The following is an 18,650-nucleotide window of genomic DNA, read 5'->3' on the forward strand; positions in this document are numbered from 1 at the left end:
TCCTTAAATTTTAACCGACGCTGTGTTCAAGGCTGATGGCGAGAAGTTTTTGCGCTTCCACGGCAAATTCCAGCGGCAGTTCAGAGAACACGTCTTTACAGAAGCCGTTGACGATCATCGAAATGGCATCCTCTTCGCTGATGCCGCGTTGCAGACAGTAAAACAGCTGGTCTTCACCAATGCGCGATGTCGTGGCTTCGTGCTCAAGCTGGGCGCTGTTGTTTCGACACTCGACATACGGGAAGGTATGCGCCCCGCAGTCCGCCCCGATCAACATGGAGTCGCATTGGGTATAGTTACGCGCGTTGGTGGCGGTCGGCATGATTTTTACCAGGCCGCGATAGCTGTTCTGACTCTGACCGGCGGAGATCCCTTTCGAGATGATGGTCGATTTGGTGTTCTTACCAATGTGGATCATCTTGGTGCCGGTATCGGCCTGCTGGTGTCCGCTGGTCAGCGCGACGGAGTAGAATTCGCCGATGGAGTTATCGCCGCGCAGGATGCAGCTTGGGTATTTCCAGGTAATGGCCGAGCCGGTTTCCGACTGCGTCCACGACATTTTGCTGTTTTCGCCTTCGCACAGCGCACGCTTGGTGACGAAGTTCAAAATGCCACCGGTATTACCATCACCGGGGAACCAGTTTTGCACCGTCGAGTATTTCACTTCAGCATCTTTGTGGATGATGACTTCCACTACCGCCGCATGCAGCTGGTAGCTGTCGCGTACCGGAGCCGAACAACCTTCGATATAACTGACGTAGCTGCCCTCATCCGCAATCAGAATAGTGCGTTCAAACTGCCCGGTCTTTTCGGCATTAATCCGGAAGTAGGTCGAGAGTTCCATGGGACAACGCACGCCTTTCGGCACATAAATAAAGGTGCCATCAGATGCCACTGCGGCATTCAGCGCGGCGAAGAAATTATCATTACCCGGAACGACGGTTCCCAGATACTGTTTCACCAGCTCGGGATGGTCATGAATCGCCTCACCGAACGAACAGAAAATAATGCCCTGCTCTGCCAGCTTGTCGCGATAGGTTGTCGCCACCGACACCGAGTCGAAAATAGCATCAACCGCCACCTCTTTTCCTTCACGGACCGGTACGCCAAGCTGCGCAAACGCGTCTTCTACCTCTTTGCTTAAAAAAGCATTCGCCCCCGTTTGCTGAACAGCCCCTGGTTCAGAAGCACAGGTTTCATCACAATTGCCACAGGACGGCGCAGAGTAATAGCTGTAATCCTGATAATTCAGCTTGTCGTAGTGCGCTTTGAGCCAGTGCGGCTCTTCCATGGTGAGCCAAGCGTTAAAGGCATTCAGGCGAAACTCCAGCATCCAGTCGGGTTCATTACGTTTTGCCGAAATCGCGCGCACAACGTCTTCATTGATCCCTTTTGCCAGCTCATCGGTTTGCAGTTGGGTGAAGAAGCCCTCTTTATAATTGAGGTGCCCGCCAGCCCAGGTGTTGACATCATCAGTTGCTTCAGTATTACGAGACATAGTACCGCCTATACCCCAAAACTTTCGCCACAGCCGCATTCGTTCTGGGCTTTCGGGTTATGAAATTTAAATAACTGATTTAATCCTTCGCGAACGAAATCGACTTCCGTCCCGTCGATAAACGGCATCGCCTGTAACGGCACATAAAGTCTGGCACCATCCGATTCAAACAGCAGATCGTCTTTTTCCGGCTCACGGACGGTGTCCAGCACGTAGCCGAATCCCGCGCATCCGGTTTGTTTCACACCTAAACGCACGCCCAACATGTCGGGTTGTTTTGCCACCAGTTCACGGATGTGCTCCGCAGCTGCTGGTGTTAACGTCAAACCACGCCATGCGAAATCGTCCGGGTTAAATGTTCCTGAATGCAATTCCATAGGGTTACCTCGAGTCATTAGCTTTCAAGCTATAACACCATGTTAGTGATAATGATTATCACTTCAACCCCTCAACAGCAGGGGCATTCGGGTTAATCGCCCTTTTTGGCTACTTTTAATAAGCATAGACCCTGCAGCGCGGGTTATCAGAGATGGATTATTTTGTTCAATGCTTTGATTAATAATGGATTATGAAAATCCAATCGTTCAGGCAGGTCAAACATCAAAAGATGTATAGATAATGTCTATTTAAGGAATAGGTCTGAGTTTTTACAGAGATGAAAACGGTTCAAAAAGCATGCAAATAACAAAAAACCCTTAAGTCTGCTTGCTGGCAGGCTTAAGGGTTCCGGCCCCATCCGGCGCTTATCTCCGGCACTCGCAATGGCTTAGCTCTTGAAGGGGCATAAGAATAATCTCACTCCCGGATAAGTTTTGTTTAACACAAATTGCGGTTTGATTATTTTTTGAGCGCAGTCAAGGACATAATTAGCGCGTAGTTTCACTAATTGCATCTAACAACAGGCGTAACCCAGCTGGCTGATGCTCACGAGAAAGATACAACCCGTATATTGGCAGGCGTTTAGGCTGCAGCTCTGGCAGTAACCGAACTAACTTTCCCTGCGCCAACCCTTCTCGCGCTTCCGGCTCCGGTACCAGCGCAATGCCCATACCCGCCAGCGCCGACTCACAGAGCAGCGAAGAGATCCCGGCGCTCAAATTCCCTTTAATTGCAACAGAAACCGTCTGCCCTTGTGCATCGAGAAAGTGCCAGGATTTTCCGGCAAAGCCGCTGTAATAGAGGCAGTTATGCTGCGTAAGATCGTCGAGAGTTTCAGGAGTGCCATGTTGGTGCAGATAATCGACAGACGCACACAGCACGGATTCACAGTCCCCCAATCGACGGGCGATGGTCCCTGGCTCGGGGTTATCCGTAATGCGGATCGCCACATCGATGCGTTCCCCAACAAGACTTACCGGCTGATTATTGATCTCAACTTCAATACGCAGCTGCGGATACCGCGCCATAAACGTTGGCAGAACCGGAGCAAGAATATGCATCGCGGTATAATGCGCGCACGCGACACGTAGCGTACCGGAAGGTATCTGCGCGGCACTGGCGGCAGCAATATCCAGTGACAGTTGCGCCAAAGAACGCGTTTTCACTAACGCCTCTTCTCCCGCTGGCGTGATCGTCAGGCGACGCGACGACCGGTGGATAAGCCTTGCCCCCGCCCATTTTTCCATTTCGTCGAGGTAACGACTAACCATCGGTCTGGAAAGCCCCAGCGCACGCGCGGCGGCGCTTAAGCTACCCAAATCACAGATATGGTTAAATACCGTTGCCGCCATCACCCTGTCCATAGCACCCCATCAGATCGTTTTAAGAAACTCAGCATACCCTGATACAGGAATTCTAACAGATGCAAATTTCCTTAAAATACGTGAACTATCAAAAGACAATTTCCTGCATAAGGTTACCTGGTATGAAAGTTAAAACTCTGGCCCTGCTGTTACCTCTGTTCTCCTCTTCTGTCTTCGCCGCTCCGTTACAACTGGACGTCTATAACCCGCAGGATAAGGCTATTTTCCCGGTCTCCTCGACGCTAGTTTCGGGACCGAAAGAGGCGATTTTGTTTGACGCGCAGTTCAGCACCAAAGATGGCGAACAACTGGTACAGATGATTCACGCCAGCGGTAAAACGCTTAAAGCCATCGTAATCACCTCCGGCGACCCGGATTTCTACTTTGGTCTGCAGCCCATCGTCAGCGCCTTCCCGCAGGTAAAAGTGCTGGCAACACCGCATGTGGTAGAGCACATCCGCGCCACGAAAGAGGCCAAACTGCAGTTCTGGGGGCCGCAAATGAAGGACGGCGCGCCAACCTCACTCACCGTGCCGCAAGCCACTACACAAACGCATTTCACTGTTGATGGCGAAACGCTGGAACTCCGCCATCCCAACGATTATGCGGCGTATGTCTGGATCCCAGCGAACCGCGCAATCATTGGTGGTACCGGCGTGGCTTCGGGTATTCATGTGTGGACGGCGGATACGCAGTCTGCTGAACAGCGTTCCGCGTGGCGCAATGTGTTAAGCGAGATGCAGAACTTACAGCCTGCTCAGGTGGTCCCGGGGCATTACATTGGCGAACGCCCGACAGACGATAAAGCGATTCGCTTCACCCGGGACTATTTGCAGTCATTTGAGCAGGCGTTAAGCGCGAATAAAGGATCAGCTTACGTGATTAAAACCATGACGGCGGCATGGCCAGGTCTGGCGGATGCCAGCTCTCTGGAGCTAAGTGCGAAGGTTAATACCGGTGAGATGAAGTGGTAAACAAGATTTAACGCTAAAAATAACCCCGAACGCGTGTCGGGGTTTCATTACGATAAGCATACCGGAATCAATGAACGCCCATGCGCCAGGCAAAATAGATCTCTTCTTTCAGTTCAGTTGAAGAGAGCGTCAATAAATCCGCAAACTCCAGCTCAAGTTGTTTCAATCTTTTCAGGTACTGAGCTGGTGAAAGATCGGTTTTATCACGACGTAAAAACTCTATTGCCAGTTGGGCCGGGTCTAATTGGGTAGACATATCATCCTCGCTTGTGTTCAAAACCTGCACAGTATAACACCATTCGCTGTGCAGATAATGACCAAAAGCAATATGCATCACAAAATTGCGGTCGTCAGACGCGATGTGCAGCACAACCGCCCTTGCTGATCGAAGATTTCGATTTGCCATACCTGATGGCGAGAGCCGGTATGGATCGCGCTACACACGCCTCTGACACGCCCTTCCCGCGCAGATCGAACATGGTTGGCATTAACCTCAAGACCCACCACTTTTTGCTCCCCCTGAGTGCACAGGTAGCCAGCCACCGAACCGATGCTTTCCGCCAACACCACCGACGCACCGCCATGTAGTAAACCAAAAGGTTGTTTGGTGCGATGGTCCACCGGCATAGTGGCTTCCAGGGTATCGTCGCCAATATGTTCAAAGCGAATGTCGAGCAACCCCACCATATTTCCTTCACCCATGGCATTTAGCGCCTCAAGAGTGACTTCACGTTTCCAGATCATCCTATAATCTCCAGCAGTGCCTGTAATGGATGGCGAACGCCCGTGCCTTCAACGCGTTTAACCTGGCTACGACAGGAATATCCGGTAGCCAGACACCGATTTCGCGGCAGTCGTTGCAACGCCTGGTGCCATGATAGCTCATAGATCCCCAGCGAGTTCTGGTGATTTTTAACTTCGTGCCCATAAGTGCCAGCCATGCCGCAGCATCCTACACTGACGTTCTCCAGCCTGGCGCCAAAACGGGCAAAAATAGCCGCCCACTGCGCAGGCGCGCCCGGCAGGGCCGTCACTTCGGTACAATGTCCAAAGAAATACCACGCCTCACCGGCAACAGCGACTGGCTGCTGTGACGCCACAACGGTTGATAACCATTCGTTGACCAGCAATACATGGAAATCCCCCCGCTGTTCTCCGAGCGCCAACTTGTATTCATCGCGATAACAGAGCACCAGCGCCGGATCAACGCCCACCATCGGAATGTTCAGTTTCGCCACCCGGTTGAGAAACTCGGATGTCTTTTTCGCTGTTTTGGCAAAACGGTTTAAAAAGCCTTTAATGTGCTGCGCTTTGCCGTTTGGCGAGAACGGCAGCAGTACCGGCTGTAAGCCCAGTTTTTCTACCAGACGGATAAAATCAGCCACCACCTGCGCATCGTAATAGCTGGTGAACGGATCCTGTACCACCAGCACCGTGCGGGCTTTTTGCTCAGGGCTGAGTAATTCGAGCTGCTCCAGCGTCATGTTGGCAGAACGATGACCAACCAACTGACGTTGCAGCGACGGCGCAGACAACAACGGTAAATCCACCATACCGATGTGCTTTTTAGCCAGATTACGCACCAGCGGCTGATTGATGAAAAAGTTAAACGTTTTGGGGGCTCGCGCCATGAGCGGCGCATAGCTCTCGACGGTCGCCACCATATGATCGCGCAACGGTCGCAGATAACGCGTGTGATACAGTTGCAGGAAGCGCGAGCGGAACTCCGGTACATCAATTTTAATGGGGCACTGCGTAGAACAGGCTTTACACGCCAGACAGCCAGACATCGCCTCTTTAACTTCATGCGAGAAATCGTATTCGCCTTTGCGGGCATGCCAACTATTGCGGGTGCGGGCAATCAGCGTGCGTAAACTGGCGCGTTTTTCCGGTAGCTCTTTTTCCAGTTGAACTGGGTCAATTCCGCGATCGGCCAACAAACGCAGCCATTCACGTACCAGCGTGGCACGGCCTTTCGGCGAGTGGATACGGTTGAGGCTGATTTTCATCGACGGGCACATGGGGCTTTTCGCATCAAAGTTAAAGCATAACCCGTTGCCGTTACACTCCATTGCCCCGCGCCACTCTTGCCGCACCGCCAGTGGGATCTGTCGGTCGTAAGTCCCGCGCTTGACGGCATCCACTTTCATCATCGGCGCATCAACGTCTTCCGGTGGACAGATTTTCCCCGGGTTCAGTCGGTTTTGCGGATCAAATACCGACTTCACTTTGCGCAATTCGCGATACAGTTCCTCTCCGAAGAACGCCGGACTGTATTCTGCACGAAAACCTTTCCCGTGCTCGCCCCACAGCAGACCGCCATATTTTGCCGTCAGCGCGACAACATCGTCAGAAATGCGTTTCATCAGCACTTCCTGCTGCGGGTCGCACATATCCAGCGCCGGCCTGACGTGCAGCACCCCGGCATCCACGTGACCAAACATGCCATAACTCAGACCGTGGCTGTCGAGCAGCGCACGGAACTCGGCAATATAGTCCGCCAGATGCTCCGGCGGAACGCAGGTATCTTCGGCGAACGGAATCGGCTTCGCGGCACCTTTCGCATTCCCCAGCAAACCAACGGCTTTTTTACGCATGGCGTAAATACGCTCCACGCCCGCGAGTTCAGTACACAGTTGCCAACCAATGACACCGGCTTCCTGACGGGCAATTAACCCATCCAGACGTTCACACAGCGCACTAACCTGAGCATCGATCAATGCTTCATCGTCACCCGCAAATTCGACGATATTCAGGCCCAACATTTCTTTATCCGGCACATCGGTAATCAATTCACTTACCGAATGCCAGACGATATCTTCCCGCGCCAGATTAAGCACTTTGGAGTCAACGGTTTCAACCGACAGTGCGCGCGCTTCCACCATGACCGGGGCGTTACGCAATGCTGAATCAAACGAATCATACTTGACGTTGACCAACTGCCTGACTTTGGGCAACGGCGTGATATCCAGGCGGGCTTCGGTAATAAACGCCAGCGTACCTTCAGAGCCGGTAAGAATGCGGGTTAAATCAAACTCTGTCATCTCGTCGTTGAAGACGTGCCGAAGATCGTAACCGGTTAAGAAGCGATTAAGTTTGGGGAATTTATCAAGAATAAGCTGCCGATTATCACGACACCGCTCATACACCGTCTTATAGATGCGGCCAATAGTGGTATTGCTGTTGCCCAGCGTTTGGGCGAGTTCGACCGGCATTGGCTGAGTATCAAGAATATCGCCGCCCATCAGCACCGCGCGGATACCCAGCACGTGATCGGAGGTTTTACCGTAAACCAACGAACCTTGTCCGGATGCGTCGGTATTGATCATCCCGCCCAGCGTTGCCCGGTTACTGGTGGATAATTCCGGGGCAAAGAAATAGCCGTAAGGCTTCAGAAACTGGTTGAGCTGATCTTTGATTACCCCAGCTTCGACCCGCACCCAACCTTCCTGGGGGTTGATTTCAATAATGCGACTCATATAGCGGGACATATCAACAATAATGCCCTGATTCAGCGCCTGACCGTTCGTGCCGGTTCCGCCGCCGCGCGGGGTAAAAATTAACGACGAAAAAAGAGGTTCAGCCGCCAGACGAGCGATCAGCGCCACATCTGCCGTTGAACGCGGGAAAACCACAGCATCAGGAAGCAGCTGATAGATACTGTTATCCGTCGACATTGTCAGCCGATCGGCATAGCTCGTTGCCGTATCGCCCGTGAATCCTTGCTGCTCCAGCGCCTGCAAAAAATTGAGCACCAGTTGAACGACACCTGGCGCCTGAGAAATTTGTGGAATCATTATAGTGACCCTTTCCTGCGGTCTGTGTTGTGAATTTAATCGTTTGCGTGTTGCTTTGCTTGTTGTATCACATTTTTTTCTAATACGCTCAGCAGATTTACAGGCAGAATCCGCCTGTTCAAAACCGCTGAAATTGCTCATCATTACAGGGTGTGATTTAAGTGTTCACGTCGCGTCAACGTTCTGACGCAAAGACAAAGGTGAAAAGTATTTATGGTAAATTTTCGTCAGCCCAGGGATATTGCACAAGTGCTGCTAACGGTGCTGTTTTTAGCCATCATGATTGTGGCCTGTCTCTGGATTGTGCAGCCCTTTATCCTTGGTTTTGCATGGGCGGGTACGGTGGTCATCGCAACCTGGCCTATCCTGTTACGCTTGCAAAAACTACTGTGGGGACGCCGTTCACTGGCGGTGCTGGTAATGACCCTGCTGTTGGTACTGTTGTTCATCATTCCTATCGCGCTGCTGGTTAATAGCATTGTTGATGGCAGCGGACCGTTGATCCATGCCGTCACCGCTGGCGATATGACGCTGCCGGATCTGGCGTGGTTGAACAGTATTCCGTTGGTGGGAGCCAAAATGTATGGCGCATGGCACAGCCTGCTGGATATGGGCGGCGCGGCTATCATGGCCAAGGTTCGGCCTTATATTGGCGCCACAACCACCTGGTTTGTCGGTCAGGCTGCGCATATTGGCCGCTTTATGATGCATTGTGGCCTGATGCTGCTGTTCAGCGCCCTGCTGTACTGGCGTGGTGAGCAGGTGGCGTTAGGGATCCGTCATTTCGCGTGTCGTCTGGCATCCAAACGCGGTGATGCCGCCATTCTGCTGGCGGCGCAGGCCATTCGTGCTGTTGCGTTAGGTGTTGTGGTTACGGCTCTGGTGCAGGCGGTCCTCGGCGGCATTGGTCTGGCGGTAACCGGCGTGCCGTATGCGACGCTGCTGGCAGTATTAATGATCCTCTCCTGCCTGGTACAACTGGGGCCGCTACCGGTGCTGGTCCCGGCCATTATCTGGCTGTACTGGACCGGAGATTCAACCTGGGGCACCGTACTGCTGGTGTGGAGCGGCGTGGTTGGAACGCTGGATAACGTCATTCGGCCAATGCTGATTCGTATGGGGGCCGATTTGCCGCTGATCCTTATCCTTTCCGGAGTCATCGGCGGATTAATCGCATTCGGCATGATTGGTCTGTTTATCGGCCCGGTAGTCCTGGCCGTATCCTGGCGTCTGTTCTCAGCCTGGGTGAATGAAGCACCTGCGCCGGGGAGCGATCCAGATGAACTCCTCGCCGAAATAGAAAGCAACAAGTAACCCAACGTCAGGCGGCATTGCCGCCTGATTGTTTAGCAGTGTTAATCTATTTCACCCTGGTACTGAGTTAAACCCAACGGTACCCTCCCCGAAGCACTCATTTATGTCGCAAATTCTTTACAGTTTTTAAACTATTGAGATGAATCTGATCGACGCGAAAAATCTGTATGCCTACTATTAGCTCAAGGCTGTAGATCAACACATTGATTTATAAGCATGGAATTCCCCTGAGTGAAACAACGAATTGCTGTGTGTAGTCTTTGCCCATCTCCCACGATGGGCTTTTTTTTGTCCTTCACGCGCCTCTCCACTCGGCTGGTTGTAAAACTCAGCACCTCTTCCCCGCTATCCAACAAATAATATTGCACAAAATACTGTGACTCTCTTCAAGCCGAAATATCCACAGCAATGTTATTACTATTCCACCGTCTTTTATGAGGTGATCAAATAATGAACGCATTGGAACTGCAGGCTATCCGCCATATTTTTGCTATGACGGTGGAGGAAAGCGCTATGTATATCTCGCGTGATAATAATGTTGCCGTATGGCAACAATGGGAAAATGGCGAAAAGAAAATCCCGGAAAGCATCGTACACATATGTGAAGAAATGAAAGCCAGGCGGAAAGTAAGAATTAATGCAGTTATCGACAAAATAAACAATCGTATCGGTAATAATACCATGCGTTTTTTTCCTGATCTGAACTCATTTCAGGCGGTTTATCATCACAACGATTTCCTCGACTGGAAAATCTATCAATCGGCTGCTGTTGAACTCTATGCTCACGACCTTGAGCGTTTGTGTTAAGTGTTACAACGCCATACCGATTTAGCCTATTCGCTGAGTAACATATTATGAAAAACACCTATTTCTCCACTGCGATAGGGCTGTACTTTAATTACCTGGTCCACGGCATGGGGGTCATCCTGATAAGCCTCAATATGTCTTCACTGGAACACCAGTGGCAAACCAATGCCGCGGGTGTCTCGATTGTTATTTCCTCACTGGGCATCGGTCGTTTAAGTGTCTTATTAATGGCAGGCATGCTCTCCGATCGCTATGGCCGCCGACCGTTTATTATTTTCGGCATGATCTGCTACCTGATTTTCTTTGTTGGCATCATCAATACTCATAGCATTTTTATCGCCTATGCATTTGGCTTTCTGGCGGGAATGGCCAATAGTTTTCTCGATGCCGGAACCTATCCCAGCCTGATGGAGGCGTTTCCCCGCTCACCCAGTACAGCCAATATATTAATAAAAGCCTTCGTCTCCAGCGGCCAGTTTCTGCTTCCCATGATTATCAGTTTGTTGGTGTGGGCCGAGCTTTGGTTTGGCTGGTCCTTTCTGCTGGCGGCAGCCATTATGATACTCAACGGCGTGTTTTTGTTTCGCTGTCGTTTCCCGACGCATCCAGGGCGTCAAACCTCCACCAGGGCATTACCTGCTCAACGGGAAATCCACCAATCTGAACATTGTTGCTCGATTCTCGATCTTGCCAGTTACACCCTGTATGGCTACATCGCCATGGCGACATTTTATCTGGTAAGCCAGTGGCTGGCGCAGTACGGACAGTTTGTCGCTGGCATGTCCTATACGTTATCTATCAAATTGTTAAGCATTTACACCTGCGGCTCTTTGTTGTGTGTATTGATTACTGCGCCACTGGCGCGCAAAGCGGAACGCGCGACATCGTTGTTGATGCTGTACACATTTATTTCATTTATTGCGCTGCTGATAGTTTGCCTGCATCCGACACCCTACGTGGTTATCGCGTTTGCGTTTGTCATTGGGTTTTCTTCAGCCGGAGGCGTGGTGCAAATCGGTTTAACGCTGATGGCGGCACGCTTTCCACATGCGAAGGGTAAAGCGACCGGCATTTACTACAGCGCAGGCAGCATTGCGACTTTCACCATTCCGCTGATTACAGCCAGGATCTCAGAGACCAGCATTGCTCATATCATGTGGTTTGATACTGGTATAGCCGCTGTCGGTTTTCTGTTGGCACTGTTTATTGGTTATCGCAGCCGCAGCGCCTTAAAGCATCAACTAAAAATGGCGACGGTCGCAAAATAATGGAGATGCAATATTGTTCCTCTCCTCTGCAACATAATTGACTGCACTATTAAAATATCAGCAAAAATTCATCAGGAAGAATTAAATTCACAGTTTACGATGCAAAATACCTGGTAAGTTAAACGCCATGCTATGTAGGTTCTATGACTACTGAACGGTATATTAATCACAAGGTCGCCGAAATTTAAAAATATCGACAAGTACAGAACAATTTTAAAATCCGCAAGGAGTTGTGAAAATGTCTCAAAATAAGACCTTTAACACGCCATTTCTTCTGGCGATAACCTGTATTTATTTAAGTTATTTCCTACACGGTATTAGCGTCATTACGCTGGCGCAAAATATGACGTCTCTCGCAGAAAAATTCTCCACAGACAATGCCGGGATTGCCTATTTAATTTCTGGCATTGGTCTGGGACGACTGGTGAGCATTTTATTCTTTGGGGTGCTCTCAGATAAGTTTGGTCGCAAGGCGATTATCCTGCTAGGCGCTATTCTGTATATGCTGTTCTTCTTCGGCATTCCCGCTAGTCCTAATCTGATGATTGCCTTTATTCTGGCCGTTTGCGTTGGTGTGGCTAACTCGGCGCTGGATACCGGCGGCTATCCGGCGTTAATGGAATGCTTCCCCAAAGCATCAGGATCGGCGGTTATCCTGGTTAAAGCGATGGTCTCGTTCGGACAGATGATCTACCCCATTGTCGTCAGCACCATGCTGCTCAACCATATCTGGTACGGCTATGCGGTCGTTATTCCAGGCGTACTGTTCGTCGTTATCACCCTGATGCTGTTAAAAAGCCGCTTTCCCAGCCAGATGGTGGATGCCGGTATCGCCAAAGAGCTGCCACAGATGCACAGCAAACCATTGGTTTGGCTGGAAGGTGTCGCTTCCGTGATGTTTGGTGTCGCGGCGTTTTCAACCTTTTACGTCATCGTGGTCTGGATGCCGAAATACGCAATGGCATTTGCCGGCATGGCGGAAGCCGACGCCCTGAAAACCATCTCTTACTACAGTATGGGTTCGTTGGTCTGCGTATTTATTTTTGCCGCCCTGCTGAAGAAAATGGTTCGACCGATATGGGCAAATGTGTTTAACGCCGGGCTGGCAACCATCACCGCAGCGGTCATCTATTTATATCCCTCTCCGCTGGTGTGTAACGCCGGTTCATTTCTGATTGGGTTCTCTGCCGCTGGCGGTATTTTACAGCTTGGCGTCTCGGTGATGTCAGAGTTTTTCCCCAGGAGTAAAGCCAAAGTCACCAGCGTTTATATGATGATGGGTGGCGTAGCCAATTTTATTATCCCACTAATCACCGGATACCTTTCTAACATTGGCCTGCAGTACATCATTTTGCTGGACTTTGCATTTGCTCTGCTGGCCTTCATCACCGCCATCATCGTCTTTATTCGTTACTACCGCGTATTTGCTATCCCCAAAAATGATGTGCGGTTGGGCGAGCGTTATTTTCAATAAATTGTTTAGAAGGAGTATCAAATGGACGTAACTGCTAAATATGAACTGATTGGTTTAATGGCCTACCCTATCAGACATAGTCTGTCACCAGAAATGCAAAACAAGGCATTAGAAAAAGCGGGACTCCCTTTTACCTACATGGCATTTGAAGTCGATAACTCAACGTTTGCTAACGCGATTGCCGGCTTAAAAGCCTTAAAAATGCGCGGCACCGGGGTTTCAATGCCCAACAAGCAACTGGCCTGTGAATATGTTGATGAATTGACCCCTGCAGCCAAACTGGTCGGCGCGATTAATACCATCGTTAATGATGATGGTTACCTGCGCGGTTACAATACTGATGGTACCGGTCATATTCGCGCCATTAAAGAAAGCGGCTTCGATATTAAAGGTAAAACCATGGTACTGTTGGGCGCAGGTGGCGCGTCTACGGCTATTGGCGCGCAGGCGGCGATTGAAGGCATCAAAGAAATTAAGCTGTTTAACCGTAAAGATGAGTTCTTTGCTAAAGCGCAGGCGTTCGCCAAACGCGTTAATGAAAACACCGATTGCGTTGTGACCGTTATCGATCTCGCCGATCAACAGGCTTTTGCTGACGCGTTGGCCAGCGCAGATATTTTGACCAACGGCACAAAAGTCGGCATGAAACCGCTGGAAAACGAATCTCTCGTGACCGACGTTTCCCTGCTGCGCCCGGACCTGCTGGTAACCGAATGCGTTTATAACCCGCATATGACCAAATTATTGCAACAGGCGCAACTTGCGGGTTGCAAAACAATTGATGGTTACGGCATGTTGTTATGGCAAGGGGCTGAACAATTCAAACTCTGGACCGGGAAAGATTTCCCACTGGAGTATGTGAAACAGGTTATGGGTTTTGCAGCCTGACGGGCACGCATTTGTAATATATTTAAAGGGTAATCAATGAAAACCGTAACCGTAAGAAACCTCGTCATTGGCGAGGGTGCGCCGAAGATCATTGTCTCGCTGATGGGTAAAGACATCCCCACGGTAAAAAGCGAAGCGCTGGCCTATCGCGAAGCGGATTTCGACATTCTGGAATGGCGCGTTGACCATTTCAGCGATGTCTCTTCCACAGATGCCGTGCTGGAAGCGGCTCGTACCATCCGCGATGTGATAGCGGACAAACCGCTACTTTTCACTTTCCGCAGCGCCAAAGAAGGCGGTGAACAGGCACTGTCTGTCGAAAGCTATATTGCACTTAACCGCGCAGCAGTAGACAGCGGTCTGGTGGATATAATCGACCTGGAACTTTTCACCGGTGATGAGCAGGTTAGAGCGACCGTCGAACATGCCCACGCTAAAAATGTCAGCGTGATTATGTCGAATCATGATTTCCATAAGACGCCAGCCGCAGAGGAGATCATCCAGCGTCTGCGTAAAATGCAGGAACTTGGCGCGGATATTCCTAAAATCGCCCTGATGCCGCAAAACAAAACGGATGTGCTGACATTGTTGGGCGCTACGCTGGAAATGCATGAGCGCTATGCGGACCGGCCGATTATTACCATGTCGATGGCTAAAACTGGGGTGATTTCACGTCTCTCCGGCGAGGTTTTCGGTTCAGCAGCCACCTTTGGTGCAGTGAAAAAAGCGTCTGCCCCGGGACAAATTTCGGTCGCCGATCTACGTACTGTATTAACGATATTGCATCAGGCTTAATAACAGAATATATCCACATTACGATTAGCAATGCCCTGCCCCAGATATTCACTTAGCCACGAATATCTGGCTGGCAGTTAAGCCTGATTAAATTAACTCACAATATTATTGTCGACTATAACGACAGGTAGTCGCACGCATATAATCTGGAGTTTATATGAAATTTCCGAGACCAAACCGTATCGATGGTCGGGTACCCGTATTATCCGCAGCAGAAGCCATTAATTATATTCCTGATGAAGCAACACTTTGTGTATTAGGCGCAGGTGGCGGTATTCTTGAAGCAACTACATTAATTAATGCATTGGCAGAAAAATACAAAAACACGCAATCACCACGTAATTTATCATTAATTAGCCCAACGGGATTGGGTGACCGTGCCGACCGCGGAATCAGCCCGCTGGCGCAGGAAGGTTTAGTCAAATGGGCGCTCTGCGGCCACTGGGGGCAATCGCCACGAATCTCCGACCTGGCGGAGCAGAATAAAATCGCTGCCTATAACTATCCTCAGGGCGTATTGACCCAAGCTCTGCGAGCATCAGCAGCCCACCAGCCTGGCATTCTGAGTGACATCGGTATCGGTACGTTTGTCGATCCTCGCCAGCAGGGCGGCAAACTGAATGAGGTAACGACCGAAGATCTGATCAAAGTGGTGGAAATCGATAACAAAGAGTACCTCTATTACAAAGCCATTGCGCCAAACATCGCTTTTATTCGCGCGACTACCTGCGATAGCGAAGGCTACGCCACCTTTGAAGATGAAGTGATGTATCTTGATGCGCTGGTGATTGCCCAGGCCGTACACAACAACGGCGGGATCGTCATGATGCAGGTGCAAAAAATGGTGAAGAAAGCCACTTTGCATCCGAAAGCGGTGCGTATTCCGGGCTATCTGGTCGATATTGTGGTCATCGACCCCGACCAAACGCAACTGTACGGTGGCGCGCCGGTTAACCGTTTTATTTCCGGCGATTTTGTCCTCGATGACAGCCAGCAAACGGCCCTGCCGCTCAATCAGCGTAAATTGGTGGCCAGACGCGCGCTGTTCGAAATGCGTAAAGGCGCGGTCGGCAACGTTGGCGTGGGCATCGCCGACGGGATTGGCCTTGTCGCCCGCGAAGAAGGTTGTGCCGACGATTTTATTCTGACGGTCGAAACCGGCCCGATTGGCGGCATAACGTCTCAGGGCATCGCTTTTGGCGCCAACGTTAACACCCGCGCCATTCTGGATATGACCTCCCAGTTTGACTTCTACCACGGCGGCGGGCTGGATGTGTGTTATTTAAGTTTTGCTGAAGTGGATCGGCACGGCAACGTCGGCGTACATAAATTCAATGGCAAAATTATGGGCACCGGCGGTTTTATCGATATTAGCGCCACCTCCAAGAAAATTATTTTCTGCGGCACGTTAACTGCCGGAAGTTTGAAAACGGAAGTTGCCGATGGCAAGTTAAATATCGTGCAGGAAGGTCGGGTGAAAAAATTCGTTAACGAATTACCTGAAGTCACTTTCAGCGGAAAAATTGCTCTTGAGCGTGGTCTCGATGTGCGCTACATCACCGAACGCGCTGTATTTACGTTAAAAGAAGATGGTCTCCATTTAGTTGAAATTGCGCCAGGAGTCTCTTTGCAGGAAGATATTCTCGACAAAATGGACTTCACTCCAATTATTTCCCCAGATCTGAAACTGATGGACGAAAGATTATTTATCGATACCTCGATGGGCTTTGTATTACCCGATACAGCCAATTAAAAGGAGTACCCTGATGGACTTTTCATTAACTGAAGAACAAGAACTGTTGCTTGCCAGCATTCGCGAACTGATTACCAGCAATTTCCCGGAAGAGTATTTCCGCACCTGCGATCAGACGGCGACTTATCCGAAGGAATTTATGCGAGCCCTTGCGGACAACGGCATTTCGATGCTGGGCGTTCCGGAAGAGTTTGGCGGCATCCCGGCTGATTACGTCACCCAGATGCTGGCGCTGATGGAAGTGTCAAAATGTGGCGCGCCCGCCTTTTTGATCACCAACGGTCAGTGCATCCACAGTATGCGACGTTTTGGTTCCGCCGAGCAGTTGCGTAAAACAGCAGAAAGTACCATGGAAACGGGCGATCCGGCGTATGCGCTGGCATTAACCGAACCGGGAGCAGGCTCCGATAATAATAGTGCCACCACCAGCTACACCCGCAAAAATGGCAAGGTGTATCTCAACGGGCAAAAAACGTTTATCACTGGCGCTAAAGAGTATCCGTACATGCTGGTCCTGGCTCGCGACCCGGAGCCGAAAGATCCGAAGAAAGCCTTTACGCTGTGGTGGGTGGATTCCAAGAAACCCGGCATTAAGATTAACCCACTGCATAAAATCGGCTGGCACATGTTAAGCACCTGCGAAGTCTATCTTGATAACGTTGAAGTGGACGAAAGCGATATGGTCGGCGAAGAAGGCATGGGCTTCCTCAATGTAATGTACAACTTTGAAATGGAACGCCTGATCAACGCCGCGCGCAGCACGGGGTTTGCCGAATGCGCCTTAGAAGATGCCGCCCGCTACGCTAACCAGCGCATCGCATTTGGTAAGCCAATTGGTCATAACCAAATGATCCAGGAAAAACTGGCGCTGATGGCAATCAAAATTGAAAACATGCGTAATATGGTGCTGAAGGTTGCCTGGCAGGCCGATCAGGAACAGTCGCTGCGAACCAGTGCGGCACTGGCAAAACTGTATTGCGCACGTACGGCAATGGAAGTGATTGACGACGCGATTCAGATCATGGGCGGACTGGGTTACACCGATGAAGCACGCGTATCCCGATTCTGGCGCGATGTCCGCTGTGAGCGGATTGGCGGTGGTACCGATGAAATCATGATTTACGTCGCGGGTCGCCAAATCCTGAAAGATTATCAAAATAAGTAAGCGGTATAACTGCCCGGATAGCGCAGATGCACTATCCGGGACCGTGCGGGGGAATCAGACTTCAGGCATCAGGCATTCTTGCTCAGCAAGGTTATTTTTAAACTGCTTACGATAATCGCTGGGAGTACATCCCACATGCCGCTGAAAAAGTTTGGCAAAATGATCGACGTTTTCATACCCTACCCGCCACGAAATTTCCGCCAACGAGGCTTCGGTATTGGTCAGGGAAAATTTCGCCTCTGTCATTCGTCGCTGAATAACATAATTGATGGGTGAAATACGATACTCCCGGGTAAATTCATGACAGATATAGCTCACGCTGGCGCGGAATTTTTTAGATAACTGTTCGAGAGTGATCTTTTCGCGGAAATTGTTATTTAAATAGACTAATACATCTTTAATTAAGACATCTTTTTTAATATATCCCTGTTCAGAGCGGTAAGCATTTTTAAAGTTTTCGTAATATAAAACGGTTAATGCATACGCGAATGCGTCATAAGCAGAAGATGTCAGGTTGTTCTTACTCTGCGGGAGCATCACCCCCAGTTCATTAAAAATACTCTTAATAACCTCTTTACCCTGACTGACGCTAATGACCGGACACGAGTGCGTCTGCAATAGCTGATTATCCTGCCAGCCGTTAAACCGAAAACCATAGAGCGCACAGGTGTAAGTGGTAGCCGGTGCGCTGCTATCAGATGCAACCGCATGCAATCGCCCTTGCTCAATCACCACAATGTCCCCGGCATGCGCGACATATAGCGAAGAGTCGATGATTAATCTTGCAACACCCTTTTTGACATAGATAAGCTCCGTTTCATTATCATGAACATGATGGCCGGACTCCCAGTTAGGATCATCGCTAATGACGAATCGGGAAAGTCTCGGCGTTTTCCCCTGCTCAAAAAGGGTCTCCATGGCATTATCAAAGCAGCGTTGATACATGACAACCTCCACCTAAAGGCAGTAATTTTGCGAATAATTAATATCGGAAAGCGAAAACGATAATGATGTTATACAACGTTATTCCTTGCTGGCGAAACAAAATTATTTGCGTCGACTGCAAGATGATACCTCCTGCCCCGTCGCGCTGTTCTCCACGATTATTACCGTTTTATAAAAAACGAAAAGAATAAATGTTATTAATTCAACATTAACAATTTACATATCAGAAA

16 protein-coding genes and 1 other RNA gene are annotated in these 18,650 nt (G+C 50.1%); 10 read left to right on the forward strand and 7 right to left on the reverse strand.

The genetic code is table 11. From position 1 onward, the window contains the following. Window positions 1-10 precede the first annotated feature (10 nt). The 3 genes from sufB to FDX11_RS13980 form a co-directional block, all read right to left on the reverse strand. On the reverse strand, window positions 11-1,498 hold the full coding sequence (sufB, locus tag FDX11_RS13970; protein ID WP_038640262.1) for a Fe-S cluster assembly protein SufB: 1,488 nt from the start codon (window positions 1,496-1,498) through the stop codon (window positions 11-13). A gap of 8 nt (window positions 1,499-1,506) precedes the next feature. Further along, a complete protein-coding gene (gene sufA / locus FDX11_RS13975; RefSeq protein ID WP_079224406.1) occupies window positions 1,507-1,875 on the reverse strand; it encodes a Fe-S cluster assembly scaffold SufA in 369 nt (122 codons plus the stop codon). 489 nt (window positions 1,876-2,364) lie between these two features. Then, a complete protein-coding gene (locus tag FDX11_RS13980; RefSeq protein ID WP_079224409.1) occupies window positions 2,365-3,240 on the reverse strand; it encodes a LysR family transcriptional regulator in 876 nt (291 codons plus the stop codon). Window positions 3,241-3,362: 122 nt separating this feature from the next. Between FDX11_RS13980 and FDX11_RS13985 the strand changes: the two genes are divergently transcribed. Then, complete coding sequence (locus FDX11_RS13985) at window positions 3,363-4,214, forward strand: Vmh family MBL fold metallo-hydrolase (RefSeq protein ID WP_042308764.1); 852 nt, start codon at window positions 3,363-3,365, stop codon at window positions 4,212-4,214. A gap of 67 nt (window positions 4,215-4,281) precedes the next feature. Here FDX11_RS13985 and FDX11_RS13990 read toward each other — a convergent pair whose 3' ends face one another. The 3 genes from FDX11_RS13990 to FDX11_RS14000 form a co-directional block, all read right to left on the reverse strand. Then, a complete protein-coding gene (locus FDX11_RS13990; RefSeq protein ID WP_029139522.1) occupies window positions 4,282-4,470 on the reverse strand; it encodes a YdiH family protein in 189 nt (62 codons plus the stop codon). A 77-nt stretch (window positions 4,471-4,547) separates the two neighbouring features. After that, on the reverse strand, window positions 4,548-4,958 hold the full coding sequence (gene menI, locus FDX11_RS13995; RefSeq protein WP_137398075.1) for a 1,4-dihydroxy-2-naphthoyl-CoA hydrolase: 411 nt from the start codon (window positions 4,956-4,958) through the stop codon (window positions 4,548-4,550). Beyond that, the gene (locus tag FDX11_RS14000) at window positions 4,955-8,011 is read right to left on the reverse strand and encodes an FAD-binding and (Fe-S)-binding domain-containing protein (protein WP_137349837.1); all 3,057 of its coding nucleotides are present in this window, start codon (window positions 8,009-8,011) and stop codon (window positions 4,955-4,957) included. Before FDX11_RS14000 ends, menI begins: the two co-directional genes overlap by 4 nt. Before the next feature lie 213 nt (window positions 8,012-8,224). On the opposite strand from FDX11_RS14000, the gene ydiK reads away from it, so the two are divergent. From ydiK to FDX11_RS14045, 9 genes are all read left to right on the forward strand, one after another. Continuing rightward, window positions 8,225-9,325, forward strand: a complete 1,101-nt coding sequence (gene ydiK, locus FDX11_RS14005; RefSeq protein WP_042308772.1) for an AI-2E family transporter YdiK — start codon at window positions 8,225-8,227, stop codon at window positions 9,323-9,325. 184 nt (window positions 9,326-9,509) lie between these two features. Further along, window positions 9,510-9,617, forward strand: an RNA gene (gene rprA, locus FDX11_RS14010) — antisense sRNA RprA. A gap of 158 nt (window positions 9,618-9,775) precedes the next feature. Then, on the forward strand, window positions 9,776-10,132 hold the full coding sequence (locus FDX11_RS14015) for a YdiL family protein (protein ID WP_079224419.1): 357 nt from the start codon (window positions 9,776-9,778) through the stop codon (window positions 10,130-10,132). Between the two features lie 47 nt (window positions 10,133-10,179). Beyond that, on the forward strand, window positions 10,180-11,400 hold the full coding sequence (locus FDX11_RS14020) for an MFS transporter (protein ID WP_137398076.1): 1,221 nt from the start codon (window positions 10,180-10,182) through the stop codon (window positions 11,398-11,400). Window positions 11,401-11,638: 238 nt separating this feature from the next. Continuing rightward, a complete protein-coding gene (locus FDX11_RS14025; protein WP_079224424.1) occupies window positions 11,639-12,874 on the forward strand; it encodes an MFS transporter in 1,236 nt (411 codons plus the stop codon). 21 nt (window positions 12,875-12,895) lie between these two features. Then, window positions 12,896-13,762: a quinate/shikimate dehydrogenase gene (gene ydiB / locus FDX11_RS14030; RefSeq protein ID WP_137360045.1), complete on the forward strand. Its 867-nt coding sequence runs from the start codon at window positions 12,896-12,898 to the stop codon at window positions 13,760-13,762. Between the two features lie 36 nt (window positions 13,763-13,798). Next, window positions 13,799-14,557: a type I 3-dehydroquinate dehydratase gene (gene aroD / locus FDX11_RS14035; protein WP_137398077.1), complete on the forward strand. Its 759-nt coding sequence runs from the start codon at window positions 13,799-13,801 to the stop codon at window positions 14,555-14,557. A 157-nt stretch (window positions 14,558-14,714) separates the two neighbouring features. Continuing rightward, window positions 14,715-16,310, forward strand: a complete 1,596-nt coding sequence (locus tag FDX11_RS14040) for an acyl CoA:acetate/3-ketoacid CoA transferase (RefSeq protein ID WP_137398078.1) — start codon at window positions 14,715-14,717, stop codon at window positions 16,308-16,310. 13 nt (window positions 16,311-16,323) lie between these two features. Beyond that, window positions 16,324-17,475, forward strand: a complete 1,152-nt coding sequence (locus tag FDX11_RS14045; protein WP_137398079.1) for an acyl-CoA dehydrogenase — start codon at window positions 16,324-16,326, stop codon at window positions 17,473-17,475. 54 nt (window positions 17,476-17,529) lie between these two features. On the opposite strand, the gene FDX11_RS14050 is transcribed toward FDX11_RS14045, so the two are convergent. Beyond that, window positions 17,530-18,420 (reverse strand): AraC family transcriptional regulator, encoded by an 891-nt coding sequence (locus FDX11_RS14050; RefSeq protein ID WP_061381443.1) that lies wholly within the window; start codon window positions 18,418-18,420, stop codon window positions 17,530-17,532. Window positions 18,421-18,650 lie beyond the last annotated feature (230 nt).

Origin of the sequence: Citrobacter sp. wls714 (assembly GCF_005281025.1) — a bacterium.
Taxonomy (GTDB): Bacteria; Pseudomonadota; Gammaproteobacteria; order Enterobacterales; family Enterobacteriaceae; genus Citrobacter; species Citrobacter werkmanii.

Coding starts and splice junctions, on each gene's coding strand:
- sufB (WP_038640262.1), bottom strand. CDS start 1,498: ATGTCTCGTAATACTGAAGCAACTGATGATGTCAACACCTGGGCTGGC.
- sufA (WP_079224406.1), bottom strand. CDS start 1,875: ATGGAATTGCATTCAGGAACATTTAACCCGGACGATTTCGCATGGCGT.
- FDX11_RS13980 (WP_079224409.1), bottom strand. CDS start 3,240: ATGGACAGGGTGATGGCGGCAACGGTATTTAACCATATCTGTGATTTG.
- FDX11_RS13985 (WP_042308764.1), top strand. CDS start 3,363: ATGAAAGTTAAAACTCTGGCCCTGCTGTTACCTCTGTTCTCCTCTTCT.
- FDX11_RS13990 (WP_029139522.1), bottom strand. CDS start 4,470: ATGTCTACCCAATTAGACCCGGCCCAACTGGCAATAGAGTTTTTACGT.
- menI (WP_137398075.1), bottom strand. CDS start 4,958: ATGATCTGGAAACGTGAAGTCACTCTTGAGGCGCTAAATGCCATGGGT.
- FDX11_RS14000 (WP_137349837.1), bottom strand. CDS start 8,011: ATGATTCCACAAATTTCTCAGGCGCCAGGTGTCGTTCAACTGGTGCTC.
- ydiK (WP_042308772.1), top strand. CDS start 8,225: ATGGTAAATTTTCGTCAGCCCAGGGATATTGCACAAGTGCTGCTAACG.
- FDX11_RS14015 (WP_079224419.1), top strand. CDS start 9,776: ATGAACGCATTGGAACTGCAGGCTATCCGCCATATTTTTGCTATGACG.
- FDX11_RS14020 (WP_137398076.1), top strand. CDS start 10,180: ATGAAAAACACCTATTTCTCCACTGCGATAGGGCTGTACTTTAATTAC.
- FDX11_RS14025 (WP_079224424.1), top strand. CDS start 11,639: ATGTCTCAAAATAAGACCTTTAACACGCCATTTCTTCTGGCGATAACC.
- ydiB (WP_137360045.1), top strand. CDS start 12,896: ATGGACGTAACTGCTAAATATGAACTGATTGGTTTAATGGCCTACCCT.
- aroD (WP_137398077.1), top strand. CDS start 13,799: ATGAAAACCGTAACCGTAAGAAACCTCGTCATTGGCGAGGGTGCGCCG.
- FDX11_RS14040 (WP_137398078.1), top strand. CDS start 14,715: ATGAAATTTCCGAGACCAAACCGTATCGATGGTCGGGTACCCGTATTA.
- FDX11_RS14045 (WP_137398079.1), top strand. CDS start 16,324: ATGGACTTTTCATTAACTGAAGAACAAGAACTGTTGCTTGCCAGCATT.
- FDX11_RS14050 (WP_061381443.1), bottom strand. CDS start 18,420: ATGTATCAACGCTGCTTTGATAATGCCATGGAGACCCTTTTTGAGCAG.